The following is a 14,476-nucleotide window of genomic DNA, read 5'->3' as shown; positions in this document are numbered from 1 at the left end:
TGGCCTCTTCGCCGCCCAGCGCGGCTACCGGGTGACGGCGGTGGACGTGGTGCCGGAGGCCGTGTCCTGCGCCCGGGCCAACGCCATCCTGAACCGCGTGGCGGTGGAGTTGCACCAGGGCGACCTGTTCGCCCCGGTGGCCGGCCGCACCTTCGACGTGGTGCTGTTCTCCCTCCCGAAGTTCCGGGGCACGCCCACCACGACCTTTGAGCAGTCGTGGCGCAGCCCCGACGTCATCGACCGGCTGGCCGCCGGCTTGCCCGCCATGCTGAAGCCCGGCGGCCGCGCCTACTTCGTCCTGACCAGCCACGGCGACTGTTCCGGCATGCTGAACGGCCTGGCCCAGGCTGGCCTGGTGGTGGAACGCGTGCTGTGGCAGCATTTCGGGGTGGAGACGTTGGCGATCTATTCCGCCACGGTGCCCTGAGGCGTCGACTGGACGGCCACCTCTCGGGGGAATAGGATTAAATCCTACTCCGACCCTAGGAGGCGTCCTATGCGCACCACCCAGCAACTGAGCATCACCCTGCCCAATGAGATGGCGGAGGTGGTGAAGGCGAAGGTACAGGCCGGCGAATACGCCAGCGAGAGCGAGGTGATCCGCGATGGTCTCCGGGCGCTGATGGCGCGGGATCGGGCGGTCGAAAGCTGGCTGCACACCCAGGTCGGTCCGGCTTATGACGCCTTGAAGGCTGATCCTTCCCGTGCCGTCACCGCCGATCAGGTCCGTGCCCGCCTGGCCGCCGAACATGCGAAAAAGGCACGATGACCTATCGCGTCATCTTCAGTCCCGAAGCCCAGGAACAGCTCGTGGCGCTGTACAGCTACGTTGCTGAGGCGGCGTCGCCGGCTATTGCTGCCCAGTTTACCGGTGCGATTGTCGATCATTGTGAAAGCCTCAGCATAATCCCGCATCGCGGTACCATGCGTGATGACATTCGTCCTGGTCTGCGCATCACCAACTACAGAAGGCGGACGATGATCGCGTTCGATATCGATGCCGATACCGTTTCCATTATCGGCGTCTTCTATGGTGGCCAGGATTACGAAACTATCCTGCGGGATGAGGCGGACGATAGCGCCGGACATTCCTAGGCCATTATCCTCCGCAGCCCCCGAACCGTTCCAGAAGTGCCGCCGTATCCACCTGAGGCTCCAGCGCCGCCAGCAGGTCCGCCACGGCCAGGCGGACGTGTTTGCGGGTATTGCCAACTTCCAGCGCTTCGAAGCCTGGCGGGGCGCCCAGTTTGTCGTCCACCAGCACCGGCTGGCCGTTGCGCGCCACCAGCAGGATGTCGGCCGGTGTCAGGGCGAAGAAGGCGTCCCAGGGGTCTGCGGCGTGGCGTCGGGCGATGACCAGGTCGTCCGGGGCGCCGTGCCGCCAGAAGCGGGCGGCACGGAAGGTCAGGCTGGCGAACAGCTCGGCATCCGCCACGCGGCCCCGGGCCAGGCGCAGGTGGTCCCACAGGGTGCCGGGGGCGGACAGGGTGGCGTCGGTGCCGAACAGCAGCTGGGTCTGGCGCAGGGCCGCCGCCGCGTCCGCCGTGCGGCCGAACAGGAACAGGTTGCTGGCGGGGCACCACACCAGGGCGGCCAGCCGGCGGAAATCCTCCCCCTCCAGGCTGACACCATGCACGCCGGCGATGGTGCGGCGGAACAGGTTTCCCCTGAGGAAGGCCAGGGCGCGGCGGCGGCTGTCGGCCGTCACCCCCTCCGCCAGGTGCAGCACGGCGGGACCCAGGCCGGACAGCCAGCGCCAGGCGCCGGCCAATTCCGGCGAATGCAGGTCCTGATAGGGCGCCAGCACCTGGATGGGACCATCGAGCGGGGCGCCGCCGTGGTCGGCCACCGCCGTTACGCCCCACAGCAGGTTCTTCAGCAGGCCGGCTTGCACGCGTACCGGGGTGGGGATGGCCTCGACGCGGCGGATCAGGTCGCGGTTCGCCTGCACGTCCCGGCTCCAGCCCAGGAAGTCGTCATAGGGCGGGGATCCTGTGGGCGGATAACAGTTGAAGGCCAGGTGGTCGTGGGAATTCACCAAGCCGGGAAAGGCGATACAGTCGCCCAGGCGCCGGCCATAGGCCGCCGCCATTTCCGCCAGCGCGGGCGGTGGGGCGGAGGGGCCCAACCAGCGCGGCAGCATCAGCGGGACCCTTGGGTCAGGCGGTACACCAACAGGCCCAACCCCTCATGCGCCGCGAGGTCCAGATGCGCCAGGTTGGCGGCCAGGGACAGGTGGGTTTCCGGCCCCCGGGCCGTGGTCAGGTAATCCGATGGCCACGGGACCATCCGCCAACCCACGCGCGATGCCGACAGCATGGCGCGCGGCATATGATAGGCTGCGGCGACCAGCAGCCAGGTTTCTTCCGGTGCCGGCTGGACCATCCGCTTGGCCAACACCAGGTTTTCCAGCGTGGTGCGCGACCGCGCCTCATAGGCCACGCGCGTCTCGTCCAGGCCCAGCCCGGTCAGGACGTGCCGCGCGACCTCGGCAGCCGGCGGGCCGTCCGCGCCCAGGTCCCCCGACCCGCCGCTGAAGACCACGCGCGCCTCCGGGTGCCGGCGGGCCAAGGCGGCTGCGGCCAGCAGGGTGCCGCCATCGGGTCCCACGCCCGGCACACCCCGGTCGCGCAGCACCGCGCCATTCAGGCCTTCACCCAGCACCAGGATGCCGTCAATGGTGGCGGGCTCCGCCGGCCGGGGATACAGCCCCTCCAGGGGCCGCAGGGCCCAGTTGCCCACGGGGCAGGTCAACAAGGCCAGCACTGTCACGGCACAGGCCGTGGCCGGCGCCACGGCCGCCGGATGGCGCCGGGCCGCCAGCACGGCGGCGGCCAGGGCCACCCACACCAGCACATGGCTGGGTGCCACCAGGTACCAGCCGATCTTGGAAAGGGTGAAGAATTCCAGCGGCGTCATCATGGCGCACTGCCCATCAAGTATTTGAATTTACATCGTATAGCCCTACGCTTTCGCCTCAAGTTTAAGGGGGGCCGACCATGACGATGACGGATGTGATGAGGACACCGATGCGCCTGCTGCGCGGCCTGGGGCCATGGCGCCGCTCGCCCCGGCGCTTCCAGCCCTTCAGCTACACGGCCCCGGATCGTTATCCCTGGCTGTTCGCCTTCGTGCGGGACCGCTTGGGTGACGGGCCGGATCGTCGCCTGTTGTCCTTCGGCTGCTCGGTGGGGCAGGAGGTGGCCAGCCTTCGCCGCCTGTTCCCCGAGGCGCGGCTGAAGGGTATCGACATCGACCCGCGCAACATCGCGGAAGCCCGCACCCTGGGCCTGGCGGGCGTGGAGTTCGCCGTGGGCGACAGCACGGCCGGGGAAGGCGACGGCACTTACGACGCCATTTTCTGCCTGGCGGTGCTGTGCAACGGCCGGCTGACGGTCGACGGCGCCGAACGCTGCGACCCCGTGCTGCGCTTCGCGACGTTCCAGGCCATGGTGGCGGACTTCGCCCGCTGCCTGAAGCCGGGCGGCCTGTTGTGCCTGGTCACCACGAACTTCCGTTTTCGCGACACCGATGTGGCCGCCGGCTTCGACGTGGCCTTGACCATCGCTCCCGACCAACTGGCGCCGGACGTGGTGTTCGGGCCGGACAACCGGCTGATGCCGGGGGAGCGCTATACCGACGTCGTCTTCGCCAAGCGCTGAGCTAGAACACATACTGGACCAGCAGGCCGATGGTGTGGACCATGTAGTTCTCCGGCACCACGCCCAGATAGGTGTTGTTGTTGATGGCCCCCGCCGCCAGACCGGTGTAGTGGAAATCCACCAGCCGCTCATAGGCGAAGCGGTAATAGAGGCGGTAGGACACCTCCTCCGACATCTGCCAGCGCACATCGGTCTGCAGGCTGTGGCTGTCGTAGGTGATCTCGGGGAAGCTGTTCCCGGCCTGGGCCGGCGTCAGGCTGTTGAAGAAGGCGCCGGTACTGGCGTAGGCGTAGTCGATGGCTGTCCTGGCGCGGGTGTAGGTGTAGTCCGCGTTCAGCGAAACCTCGCCCCAGCCGTGGTGCGCGTTCAGGCCCAAGGTGACAGTGTCGGAGCCCACCGTCTCCGTCCAGGCGTTGGCCAGGGGATAGCCCGCGTCGCCGGCGCTGCCGCTGGTGCCCGCGCCGGTGGCGTTGATGTTGGCGATGCCCCGGTCCTGGTTCTGATAGGTGGCATAGCCGGTGAAGGTGGTCGCGGCCGATAGCTGGTAGGTGTAGGCCGTCGTGACATCGTAGGCGTGGGTGGAGCGCAGGCCATAGGCGGCGTCGTAATCGTCCACCTTCAGGCTGCCGGTCAACTGCAGGTCGCTGCGCGGTGTCAGGATGTAATTGGCCTGGCCGCGCAGCACATGCTCTGTCCGGTTGGCGACGTCGAATTTGCGCAGGTCGGCCAGGGCGAAGGCCGGGTCGCCCGCCGGCGTTGCCGGGATGTAGCCTGGCAAGGCCGAGGAGTAATAGGGCGTGTAGGGGTTGGACTGGTAGTCGCTGCCGATGCGCCGGGCGTATTCGTAGGACAGGCGGGCCGTGCCCCACTCATATCCCGTGGCACCCACCTGCACCCGGGCGATGTTGTCGTGGGCGTCCGCCACCTCACGCACCGTGTGGTCGATGGTGTCGTTCTCGTAGGACAGGTCCAATTTCCAATGCGTGTCCAGGCGATAGGCCGCCTTGACCGTCGCCTGCAACTCATTGTTGGCGAAGGGCATGTTGCGGATCTGGACCAGGCTGCCCGGCGTGTTGGCCCGGTAGATGCCGCTCAAGGACGGGATGAAGGGCGCCAGGCCGCCGTCTATGGCGATATAGCCATACTGCCCCGTCTGCGGGTTGTAGGCGACATAGTTGGTGCGGTTGGCCTCATCCCGGTCGCGCACCTCCACCGTCAGGCCCAGGTCGGGACTGACGGTGTAATGGTACTGCGCCACGGCGTTCAGGATATTGATGGCGGCGTTGGCCGTGGGCTGGCTCAGCGCGCCGGCGGTGTTCCACTGGTCCAGATTGATGAGGTTGGCGCCGCTGGTGATCAGCCCGCCGCCGGTGGTGGGCGCCTGCAGGTCGTCGTTCTGCCGCATCAGGCTGTAGGACAGGCTGCCGGTGAAGCGTGAGGCGGGCGACAGCTCCACCGCCAGGTCGCCCTTGACGGTGTGGTAGTCGTTGTTGGGCGCCAGGCTCAGCCGGCCGCTGGCGGGGATGTAGGCGCCGGCGGCGGTGTTGGAGGTCAGGCCCGGGTTCTGCCAGGTCAGGTCCAGGATGTCGTTGCGGAAGAACGAGCCGGCATAGGCCAGGTTGGCCTGGAAGTGCTGTTCCCGATAGCGCACGCCGCCGGTGACGTCCAGGGTCTGGTAGTGGACGGGCTGGATCAGCTGGGTGGCGCCGTTCTGGAACGGGTAGCCGAAGGTGGCGCTGATGGCCTGGGTGCCGGTGCGCCGCTCGTCCGAGATTTTCAGGAACAGCTCGGTATGCTCATCCGCCGTGTAGGTCAGGGAACTGCCGGCCTTTTCCCGCAGGATCCGCAGCGTGCCCGGCCCCACCGCCGCCGCCACCGCGTTGACCTGCGCCGCCGTGGAGCCGCCGGGCGTCAGACCGCCGCGCAGGGTCAGGTTCCCGGTCCCGGCCCCGTCCCATAGCGACCTGGCGGTGGTGGAGAAGGTGTGCGGTATGCTGTCGAAATAGCCCTGCAGGTCGAAGACGCCATAGCGGCCGACGTCCACCTGGTAATACTGGTCGTCACGGCCGAGGTTCTGGCCGAAGGCGCTGGCGTACAGGGCGGTCTTGCGGTTCTCCGCCCGGAATCCCAGGCTGGTGACGACGAAGCCGCTTCTCCAGTCGCCGTACCTGTTCAGCGCGGCGGAGCGGCTGTCCTGGCCGAAGGTGCCCATGACCCCGGCCTCCATCCAGCCCTGGGTCCACCAGTCGGGGTCGGTTTGGCTCTGCGTCATCTCCGGCGTGCGGAAAGGCACCGGGTACATCAGGCCGGTGGGGGTGCGCGTCACGTCGTCGATGATGGACAGGCCGTCGTTGTCGCGCCCCCGGTCCAGCAGCTGGCCCCGGGGGTTCAGCACGTTGCCGGGACCGCCATAGCCGGTGGTGCCGCTGTCGGCGGCGGCGCCGCCCGCCGCCGCCTCCAGGACGGCGGTTGCGACCAGCCAGCACGCCGGGTGCTTCAGACGCTGTCTCATCGTTCGAACCGTGCGCCGGAGGGGCTGTTGGACCCGTGGATGTTCACGTGGCAGGTCTGGCAGCTGGTGGCGATCAGGCGCGGGTCGGGCATGGGGCCGCGCGCCATGTTGCCGGCGGTCAGCAGGGCGCCGGGGTGGCCGTCCTGGGAATGGCACTGCTGGCACAGCACCGGGCGCGGCGCGGTCAGCAGGCTTTCGAAGTTGGAGCCGTGCGGCGAATGGCAGTTCAGGCAGCTTTCGCGCACCGGCGCGTGGTCGAACAGGAAAGGCCCGCGCTTGTCGGCATGGCAGGTGAAGCAGACCTCGTTGACGCTGTCGGCCTTCAGCAGCGGGGCGGTGGTGGAGCCGTGCGGGTTGTGGCAGTCGGTGCAGCTGATCTTGCCCTCCAGCAGGGGCATGTGCGACCGGCGCGCGAATTCCGCATGCTGGGCTTTGTGGCACTGGAAACAGGTGTCGTTGATGCTTTCCCGCGCCGTCAGGCCCCGCGCCCCGAAGCTGGTCATGGGGTTGTGGCAGTCGGCGCAGCCCAGCTGGCTGGTGTCGTGGATGCTGTCATGCCAGAAGATGCGCTGGCCGCCGGCATGGCAGGTCAGGCATTGGCCGTTCTGCTCCGCCACCGGGGTTTTGCTTTTCTTGGAAAAGCTGATGATGGTGGCGAGGTCCGATGGATCCTCGACATGGGCTGATCCGGGGCCGTGGCAGGCCTCGCAATTCTGGGCCTGAAGCTCGGTGCGCGGGTTCTGCTGGAAAACCTTGGCGTGGATGGTGTGCGCCCAGTTCGTCGCCTCCTGCTGGTGGCAACTCTCACAGGTTTCCCGGCCGACATAGGTGCGCTGCGGCTTCGCCTCCGACTGGGCGGGCGTCGCTTGCGGCGCTTCGGCGGCACTGGCCAGGCGCGTCCATTTGGCGGCGGGTGCCGCCGCCGGGGGGGAGAATTGGGCGACCTTCAGGCTGGGGTAGGGGGTGGCCGTGGTCTGCGCGGTCTGCGCGCGTGCCGTTCCCGCCAGGAGCGCGGCCGCCAGCAGCACCAACGCGCATAAGCAATATCGTCTCACCTGCCAGCTCCCCTTCGGTCCCTGTCCCTCAGACGGGTGGGACCGGCGGGATATTCCCCGGGCGTGCCGGAAAATTCGGGGCGGTCTTGTTTTGGCGCGGCTCCGCCTTAATCCTTTGGCGGCTTGCCGTCGCCTGTCACGCCCGTCCAGGCCGGCGGGTCGCTGGCGGGGAAGGAGTCGTCGCTGGCGTCCGCCACCATGGAACCTACCGGCCTTCCCCGCGTTGACGTACAGCCACCCTTGGCAAGGGGGATTTGGCAGAGGGGAAGACATGCACAATTCCGGCAATCCCGACGTCTCCCGGCGAGGTCTTCTGATCGGCGCCGCCGCTTCCGCCGCGCTGACGGCGACGCCTCAGCGGGGCCAGGCCATGCCCGCCGACGGGGACGCGCCTGCGCCCTCGCCGGTCCAGCCGCCAGGGCAGGCCCCCTTCCAGCCCCCCGGGCAGGCCCCCGTCCAGGCTAGAGTGTCCTTCACCGTCAACGGCCAAGCGCGCGCGCTAGAAGTGGACACCCGGACCACCCTGCTGGACGCGTTGCGTGAGCACCTGCATCTGACCGGCACCAAGAAGGGCTGCGACCACGGCCAGTGCGGCGCCTGCACGGTCATCGCCGGCGGACGGCGCATCAATTCCTGTCTGACCCTGGCGGTGATGCATGAGGGCGACAGCGTCACCACCATCGAGGGCCTGGGCACGCCCGGGGATCTGCACCCCATGCAGGCGGCCTTCGTGAAGCATGACGGTTACCAGTGCGGCTATTGCACGCCGGGTCAAATCTGCTCCGCCGTCGCCGTGCTGGCGGAAATCAAGGCCGGGGTGCCCAGCCATGTGAGCGCCAGCCTGACCGATCCGCCCCAGGCGACGAACGCGGAACTGCGGGAACGCATGAGCGGCAACATCTGCCGCTGCGGCGCCTATTCCAACATCCTGGACGCCATGGCCGAGGTGGCGGGCATGAAGACGGCGGGAGATCCGGCATGAGGCCCTTCACCTACGAACGCGCCACGTCCCCGGCCGATGCCGCGACCAAGGCGGCGGCCATTCCCGGCGCCCGCTTCATCGCCGGCGGCACCAACCTGCTGGACCTGATGAAGCTGCAGATCGAGACGCCGGCCCATCTGATCGACGTGAACGGCTTAGGACTGGACCGGATCGAGGAGACGGGCGAGGGCGGCTTGCGCATCGGCGCCCTGGTGCGCAACACCGACCTGGCGGCGGACGCGCGGGTGCGGCGGCATTACGGGGTGTTGACCCGGGCCCTGGTGGCCGGCGCGTCGGGACAGCTGCGCAACGTCGCCACCACCGCCGGCAACCTGCTGCAACGCACCCGCTGCCCCTACTTTTATGACACCAACCAGCCGTGCAACAAGCGCCAGCCGGGCAGCGGCTGTTCCGCCATGGGCGGCGTCACGCGCCAGCTGGGCATCCTGGGCACGAGCGACGCCTGCATCGCCACCCACCCCAGCGACATGGCCGTGGCCATGCGGGTGCTGGACGCGACGGTGGAGACGGTGCGGCCGGACGGCGCCACCCGCGCCATCCCCATCGCCGAGCTGCACCGCCTGCCGGGCGATACGCCCCACCTGGAAACCACGCTGGAACGGGGGGAGCTGATCACCGCCGTGACCCTGCCCAAGCCCATCGGCGGCACGCACCTCTACCACAAGGTGCGCGACCGGGCCTCCTACGCCTTCGCCCTGATCTCCGTCGCCGCCATCGTGCGGCGCGATGGCGGGGGGCGGGTGGCGCTGGGCGGCGTGGCCCCCAGGCCCTGGCGGGTGGAGGCAGCGGAGGCGCAGATGCCCAAGGGCGCCAAGGCCGTGGCGGCGGGCCTGCTGGCCGGTGCCCGGCCCACGCCCGACAACGCCTTCAAGATACGGCTGGCGGAACGCACGCTGGCCGCCGTTCTGGCAGAAGCGAGGGCCTGATCCCATGAAGTTCGACACCCCCGCCGCCACCAACCCCATCGACCAGCTGAAGGTGGTGGGCAAGGCGACCGACCGCATCGACGGTCCGCTGAAGACCACGGGCACCGCGCCCTATGCCTATGAGCGCCATGACGTGGTGGCCGGCCAGGCCTACGGCCACATCCTGGGTGCGGCTATCGCCAAGGGCCGCATCACGGCCATGGACGTCAGCGCCGCCAAGGCCGCCCCCGGCGTGCTGGCCGTCGTCACGGCGGACAACGCCGGCGCGCTGGGCAAGGGGCACTGGAACACCGCCAAGCTGCTGGGCGGGCCGGAAATCCAGCACTACCACCAAGCGGTGGCCGTGGTGGTTGCCGAGACCTTTGAGCAGGCGCGCGCCGCCGCCGCCCTGATCCGGGTGGAGTACAAGGAGGAGCGGGGCGCCTTCGACCTGGCCGCCGCCAGGGATGGCGCGGTCGAGGCGAAGGATAATCCGGACACCGGCGCCGGTGACTTCGCCGGCGCCTTCGCCGACGCGCCGGTGCGGCTGGACGCCACCTACAGCACTCCCGACCAGGGCCACGCGATGATGGAGCCGCACGCCACCATCGCCGCCTGGAATGGGGACAAGCTGACCCTGTGGACCGCGAACCAGATGATAAACTGGGGTGTCAAGGACGTCGCGCAAACCCTTAACATGCCGGAGGAAAACATCCGTCTGATTTCCCCCTACATCGGTGGGGGCTTCGGCGGCAAGCTGTTCGTGCGCAGCGACGCGTTGATGGCGGCCCTGGGGGCACGGGCGGCGGGGCGGCCGGTGAAGGTGGCGCTGACCCGGCCCCAGATGTTCAACAACACCACCCATCGTCCCGCCACCATCCAACGCATCCGCATCGGCGCCACGCCGGATGGGAAGATCACCGCCTTCGGCCATGAAAGCTGGTCCGGCGACCTGCCCGGCGGCAAGCCGGAGACGGCGGTGCAGCAGACCCGCCTGCTCTATGCCGGGGCCAATCGCCTGACGGCCATGCGCCTAGCGGTGCTGGACCTGCCGGAGGGCAACGCCATGCGGGCGCCGGGCGAGGCGCCAGGCCTGATGGCGCTGGAGATCGCCATGGATGAGATGGCGGAGAAGCTGGGCATGGACCCCATCCAGTTCCGCATCCTGAACGATACGCAGGTGGATCCGGAACACCCCGACCGGCCCTTCTCCCAACGCCAGCTGGTGGAATGCCTGAGGCAGGGGGCGGACCGCTTCGGCTGGACCCGGCGCAACCCCAAACCGGCCAGCGTGCGCGAGGGGCGCTGGCTGGTGGGCATGGGCGTGGCGGCGGGCTACCGCAACAACCTGTTGACCAAGTCTGCCGCCCGCGTGCGCCTGGATGGACAGGGCGGGGTGACGGTGGAAACGGACATGACCGACATCGGCACCGGCACCTATACAATCATCGCCCAAACGGCGGCGGAGATGCTGGGCGTGCCGCTGGACCGGGTGGCGGTGCGCCTGGGCGACAGCCGTTTCCCCGTCTCCTGCGGCTCCGGCGGGCAATGGGGCGCCAACAATTCCACCGCCGGCGTTTATGCGGCGTGCATGAAGCTGCGCCAGGCGGTGGCGCGCAAGCTGGGCTTCAACGCCGCCGAGCCCACCTTCGCCGATGGCAAGGTCGCCTCCGGCGGGCATGCCGTGCCCCTGGCCCAGGCCGCCAAGGACGGGGAACTGGTGGCGGAGGACATGATCGAATACGGCGACCTGGACAAGAAGTACCAGCAGTCCACCTTCGCCGGCCATTTCGTGGAGGTGGCGGTTGACGGCGCCACGGGCGAGATCCGCCTGCGCCGCATGCTGGCGGTCTGCGCCGCCGGCCGCATCCTGAACCCGAAGTCCGCCCGCAGCCAGGTGATCGGCGCCATGACCATGGGGGCGGGGGCAGCGCTGATGGAGGAACTGGCGGTGGACAAGCGCCGGGGCTTCTTCGTCAACCACGACCTGGCGGGATATGAGGTGCCGGTGCACGCCGACATTCCGCACCAGGAGGTGGTCTTCCTGGATGAGGTGGACCCCATCTCCTCACCCATGAAGGCCAAGGGGGTGGGGGAACTGGGCATCTGCGGCGTGGGGGCCGCCGTGGCCAATGCCGTCCACAACGCCACCGGCGTGCGGGTGCGCGACTACCCCATCACCCTGGACAAGCTCCTGCACCATCTACCGGAAATCGCCTAGCCGCGATGACGCCCCGGTTTCCGCGTCGTCGAGGTTCCACCAGCGGGGGGAGCAGGCTTCATTGGTTGCCGTTGCCGGCCCAGGTCCGTACAAGACCAGTGGTAGCGCTACCTTCCTGCTGAGGCCTGGGTGATGAAGCCTGTTCTGTTCCTGTCGGCGTTGGCGATGATGATGACGGCGGGGACGTCCGTGGCGGAGGAGGCGCCCCGCGCCATCGTCCTGAACCAGACCGGCCTGGCAAGTGCCGGCCCCAAACTGGCCATCCTGGCCGATGCGGCGGCGGACCCGCTGGACTGGCGTCTGGTGGACGCCCAGGGCACGGTCGTGGCGCAGGGCAGGACGCGGGTGTTCGGCGATGACGCCGCCTCCGGCCAGCATGTCCACCAGATCGACTTTTCCGGGGCCCGGCAGGCGGGCCAGGGCTACCGGTTGACGGTGGGGGACAAGGTCAGTCGGCCCTTCGACCTGAAGGCCGGCCCGGATGGCAAGCTGCTGCGGGCCAGCCTGTCCTTCTTCTACCAGCAGCGCAGCGGTGTGCCCATCGCGGCGACGCTGGTAGAGCGGCCGGACCTGGCGCGGCCGGCGGGGCACCGGCCGGATACCGCCACCTGCTTCAACCAGGCCGATCCCAAGGGCCAGGTCTGGCCCGGTTGCGACTACACCCTGGACGTCAGCGGCGGGTGGTATGACGCCGGCGACCAGGGCAAGTACGTGGTGAACGGCGGCATCTCCGTCTGGACCCTGGTCAACGCCTATGAGCGCGCCCGGGTGCTGAAGCGCGGCCGCGCCTTGGCGGAGGTGGCGGACGGCGCCCTGGCGGTGCCGGAGCGGGGCAACGGCGTTCCCGACATCCTGGATGAGGCCCGGTTCGAGCTGGAATTCCTGCTGGCCATGCAGGTGCCGGAGGGCAAGAGCCTGGAGGTGCCGCTGGGGGATCAGAAGGGCAACGCCGGCCACTACCTCCTCACCCTCATCAACGCTGGCGGCCTGGCGCACCAGAAGGTCGGCGACGCCCATTGGACCGGCCTGCCCACCGCCCCGGCGGACGACCCTGTCACCCGCTATCTCTATTACCCCACCACGGCCGCCAGCCTGAACCTGGCCGCCGTGGCGGCGCAGGCGGCGCGGGTGTGGAAGGACATCGATCCCGCCTTCGCCGACCGCTGCCTGAAAGCCGCCCGCCGCGCCTTCGCCGCCGCCCAGCGCCATCCCGACATCCTGGCCCAGGTGGAGTTCAGCGGTAGCGGCGGCTATGGCGACCCCCACCTGGACGATGAGGTCTACTGGGCGGCGGCGGAGCTGTACGCCACCACCGGTGACGCCGCCTATCTGGCGGTGTTGCGCGCCTCCCCCTACTTCACCGGGGCGCAGGATACCGGCGACATGAGCTGGGGCTCCGTCGCCACGGCGGGCGCCTTGACCCTGGCCCTGGTGCCAGACCGGCTGGAGGCCGCCGACCGCGACCGGGTGCGGGCGCGGCTGATCGCGTTGGCCGACACCTATGTCGCGGACGGCGGCCGCACGGGCTATCACCTGCCGTACGCGCCGGCGGCCTACCCCTGGGGCTCCAACGGTTCCATCCTGAACCGTGCCATCGTCCTGGGCCTGGCCTATGATCTGACCGGCAAGGCGGCGTATCGCGCCGCGGTGGTGGATGCCGCCGACTATGTGCTGGGCCGCAACCCGCTGGACCGGTCCTACGTCACCGGTTTTGGCGCGCGGCCCATGCGCAACCCGCACCACCGCTTCTGGGCGCGGCAGGCGGACGCCCGTTACCCGGCGCCGCCTGCCGGCGTTCTGTCCGGGGGCCCCAATTCCTCGGCCATGACCGACGCGGTGGCCCAGGGGATGCGCGGCGGCTGCGCCCCCCAGACGTGCTGGGTCGACGACCTGCGCGCCTATACGATGAACGAGGTCACCATCAACTGGAACGCGCCACTGGCCTGGGTGGCGCTGTGGCTGGACGACATGGGGTTCTAAAGCCCAAACGCCGCTGGGGGCCCCAGTCGCGGCCTGCAACGGCACGGGCGGTTAGCCCATGCCGTTGGTCTCCGCTGTCGTCAGTGCGCTGGCTTCACCTTGGCGGCGGTGACTTCGATTTCCACCAGGGCGCCGGGCATCACCAGTGCCGCCACCTTCACCGTGCTGCGCGCCGGCTTGTTGGGCTGTGCCGCCGTGCCGAAGTACTGCGTCCAGGCGGCCTGCAGACCCGCGAAGTCGATGTCGCCACCCTTGTTGGGATCGCCCGCGAGGAAGACATGGGCCTGTACCACGTCGCCCAGGGTGTAGCCCAACCCTTCCAGCGTGGCCTTCAGCTTGCCCAGAACACTGAGCGTCTGCGCCTGGGTGTCGCCATAGGCCTGGACGCTGCCCTTGGGTGCGTTGGGATCGATGACCGAGGCCAGGGCACCGCTGAGGTACACCGTTTCCGCCCCGGCGGGCACGGTCACGGCGGCGGCGATGGGGCTGTCGGGATTCGCTCCCTGGGTGCGGGTGATGCCGGTCTCAGCCAGGGCGGTTGGGGAAGCCAGCAGGGCCAGGATGGTCAGCAGGATGGAAGCGCGCATTTCCGTGGGGTCTCCTTCGGGGTGTCGGTCGCGTTCGGCGGTCTTGGACTCAGACTTGGGGCTCATTGCCGAAAGCCGCGATCTCGGCCACCAGGCCCGTCACCGCCAGGCGCACCAGATCGCCACCCTTTTCCGGTGTGGCCAGGGCGGGATCGGACCCCATGCGGCCATCGGGATGGCGGGCGCGGAAATCCAGCGCCTCGCGGATGGGGCCGGAGCCGGCGATCTGCGGCGCGTAGTTGGCGCTTTTGATGGCGTCCGGATAGGCCCACTGGGTGACCGCGATCTCCGACGGGGTGGCGTGGCTGCCGTGGCCCACCGGGAACTGCTTTTGCGCCAGGGCGTTCACGCCGGGCAGGTCCCACCAGTTGCGCAGCTTGCAGGCGAAGCCGGCGCGACGCCGGGCGAAGCTGGCTTCGGCATACAGTTCCGAAAACGCGGCCTCGATGGTGGCGATGTTGCCGCCGTGCCCGTTCAGGAAATAGATCTTCTCGAAACCATGCCCGGCCAGGGACCGCACCCAGTCGCCGATGGCGGCCATGAAGGTGGAC

The 14,476-nt window shown here is 69.0% G+C and carries 14 protein-coding genes; 8 read left to right on the top strand and 6 right to left on the bottom strand.

Features of this window, described 5'->3' with window-relative positions; genetic code table 11:
- From I55_RS14685 to I55_RS14675, 3 genes are all read left to right on the top strand, one after another.
- Window positions 1–427 (top strand): methyltransferase domain-containing protein (locus I55_RS14685; protein ID WP_049974140.1); only part of this gene is annotated, 427 nt, incomplete at its 5' end.
- Between the two features lie 69 nt (window positions 428–496).
- The gene (locus I55_RS14680; RefSeq protein WP_044561333.1) at window positions 497–769 is read left to right on the top strand and encodes a type II toxin-antitoxin system ParD family antitoxin; all 273 of its coding nucleotides are present in this window, start codon (window positions 497–499) and stop codon (window positions 767–769) included.
- The gene (locus tag I55_RS14675) at window positions 766–1,095 is read left to right on the top strand and encodes a type II toxin-antitoxin system RelE/ParE family toxin (RefSeq protein WP_044561332.1); all 330 of its coding nucleotides are present in this window, start codon (window positions 766–768) and stop codon (window positions 1,093–1,095) included. Before I55_RS14680 ends, I55_RS14675 begins: the two co-directional genes overlap by 4 nt.
- Window positions 1,096–1,099: 4 nt before the next feature.
- Here I55_RS14675 and I55_RS14670 read toward each other — a convergent pair whose 3' ends face one another.
- Together I55_RS14670 and I55_RS14665 are read right to left on the bottom strand one after the other, a co-directional pair.
- Window positions 1,100–2,143, bottom strand: a complete 1,044-nt coding sequence (locus I55_RS14670; protein WP_044561331.1) for a hypothetical protein — start codon at window positions 2,141–2,143, stop codon at window positions 1,100–1,102.
- Complete coding sequence (locus tag I55_RS14665; protein ID WP_049974139.1) at window positions 2,143–2,922, bottom strand: YdcF family protein; 780 nt, start codon at window positions 2,920–2,922, stop codon at window positions 2,143–2,145. Before I55_RS14665 ends, I55_RS14670 begins: the two co-directional genes overlap by 1 nt.
- A 77-nt stretch (window positions 2,923–2,999) precedes the next feature.
- Here I55_RS14665 and I55_RS14660 point away from each other — a divergent pair, with 77 nt between their 5' ends.
- Window positions 3,000–3,662, top strand: a complete 663-nt coding sequence (locus I55_RS14660) for a trans-aconitate 2-methyltransferase (protein WP_044561330.1) — start codon at window positions 3,000–3,002, stop codon at window positions 3,660–3,662.
- Window position 3,663: 1 nt separating this feature from the next.
- On the opposite strand, the gene I55_RS14655 is transcribed toward I55_RS14660, so the two are convergent.
- On the bottom strand, window positions 3,664–6,174 hold the full coding sequence (locus tag I55_RS14655; protein ID WP_044561329.1) for an MtrB/PioB family outer membrane beta-barrel protein: 2,511 nt from the start codon (window positions 6,172–6,174) through the stop codon (window positions 3,664–3,666).
- On the bottom strand, window positions 6,171–7,229 hold the full coding sequence (locus I55_RS14650; RefSeq protein ID WP_199902598.1) for a DmsE family decaheme c-type cytochrome: 1,059 nt from the start codon (window positions 7,227–7,229) through the stop codon (window positions 6,171–6,173). The genes I55_RS14655 and I55_RS14650 overlap by 4 nt, the downstream gene beginning before the upstream one ends.
- A 271-nt stretch (window positions 7,230–7,500) precedes the next feature.
- Between I55_RS14650 and paoA the strand changes: the two genes are divergently transcribed.
- The 4 genes from paoA (at window position 7,501) to I55_RS14630 (ending at window position 13,338) form a co-directional block, all read left to right on the top strand.
- Window positions 7,501–8,211, top strand: a complete 711-nt coding sequence (gene paoA / locus I55_RS14645) for an aldehyde dehydrogenase iron-sulfur subunit PaoA (protein WP_044561328.1) — start codon at window positions 7,501–7,503, stop codon at window positions 8,209–8,211.
- On the top strand, window positions 8,208–9,158 hold the full coding sequence (locus tag I55_RS14640) for a xanthine dehydrogenase family protein subunit M (protein ID WP_044561327.1): 951 nt from the start codon (window positions 8,208–8,210) through the stop codon (window positions 9,156–9,158). Before paoA ends, I55_RS14640 begins: the two co-directional genes overlap by 4 nt.
- Window positions 9,159–9,162: 4 nt before the next feature.
- Entirely contained in the window at window positions 9,163–11,358 is a 2,196-nt protein-coding gene (gene paoC, locus I55_RS14635; protein WP_044561326.1) for an aldehyde oxidoreductase molybdenum-binding subunit PaoC, read from the top strand.
- A 132-nt stretch (window positions 11,359–11,490) separates the two neighbouring features.
- On the top strand, window positions 11,491–13,338 hold the full coding sequence (locus I55_RS14630; RefSeq protein ID WP_049974137.1) for a glycoside hydrolase family 9 protein: 1,848 nt from the start codon (window positions 11,491–11,493) through the stop codon (window positions 13,336–13,338).
- Window positions 13,339–13,418: 80 nt separating this feature from the next.
- Here I55_RS14630 and I55_RS14625 read toward each other — a convergent pair whose 3' ends face one another.
- Both I55_RS14625 and I55_RS14620 read right to left on the bottom strand, forming a co-directional pair.
- On the bottom strand, window positions 13,419–13,925 hold the full coding sequence (locus I55_RS14625; protein WP_044561324.1) for a RidA family protein: 507 nt from the start codon (window positions 13,923–13,925) through the stop codon (window positions 13,419–13,421).
- Between the two features lie 49 nt (window positions 13,926–13,974).
- The coding region (locus tag I55_RS14620; protein ID WP_044561323.1) for a creatininase family protein at window positions 13,975–14,476 on the bottom strand (502 nt) is incomplete at its 5' end.

This window comes from Azospirillum sp. B4 (assembly GCF_000333275.1).
Taxonomy (GTDB): domain Bacteria; phylum Pseudomonadota; class Alphaproteobacteria; order Azospirillales; family Azospirillaceae; genus Nitrospirillum.
Note: the sequence above shows the minus strand (reverse complement) of the source record. Positions and strands in the feature narration are given on the sequence as shown.

What these genes read in the sequence shown, in the direction of transcription:
- I55_RS14625 (WP_044561324.1), bottom strand. Translation starts at nt 13,925, where the DNA reads ATGCGCGCTTCCATCCTGCTGACCATCCTGGCCCTGCTGGCTTCCCCA.
- I55_RS14675 (WP_044561332.1), top strand. Translation starts at nt 766, where the DNA reads ATGACCTATCGCGTCATCTTCAGTCCCGAAGCCCAGGAACAGCTCGTG.
- paoC (WP_044561326.1), top strand. Translation starts at nt 9,163, where the DNA reads ATGAAGTTCGACACCCCCGCCGCCACCAACCCCATCGACCAGCTGAAG.
- I55_RS14670 (WP_044561331.1), bottom strand. Translation starts at nt 2,143, where the DNA reads ATGCTGCCGCGCTGGTTGGGCCCCTCCGCCCCACCGCCCGCGCTGGCG.
- I55_RS14640 (WP_044561327.1), top strand. Translation starts at nt 8,208, where the DNA reads ATGAGGCCCTTCACCTACGAACGCGCCACGTCCCCGGCCGATGCCGCG.
- I55_RS14660 (WP_044561330.1), top strand. Translation starts at nt 3,000, where the DNA reads ATGACGATGACGGATGTGATGAGGACACCGATGCGCCTGCTGCGCGGC.
- I55_RS14665 (WP_049974139.1), bottom strand. Translation starts at nt 2,922, where the DNA reads ATGATGACGCCGCTGGAATTCTTCACCCTTTCCAAGATCGGCTGGTAC.
- I55_RS14680 (WP_044561333.1), top strand. Translation starts at nt 497, where the DNA reads ATGCGCACCACCCAGCAACTGAGCATCACCCTGCCCAATGAGATGGCG.
- paoA (WP_044561328.1), top strand. Translation starts at nt 7,501, where the DNA reads ATGCACAATTCCGGCAATCCCGACGTCTCCCGGCGAGGTCTTCTGATC.
- I55_RS14655 (WP_044561329.1), bottom strand. Translation starts at nt 6,174, where the DNA reads ATGAGACAGCGTCTGAAGCACCCGGCGTGCTGGCTGGTCGCAACCGCC.
- I55_RS14630 (WP_049974137.1), top strand. Translation starts at nt 11,491, where the DNA reads ATGAAGCCTGTTCTGTTCCTGTCGGCGTTGGCGATGATGATGACGGCG.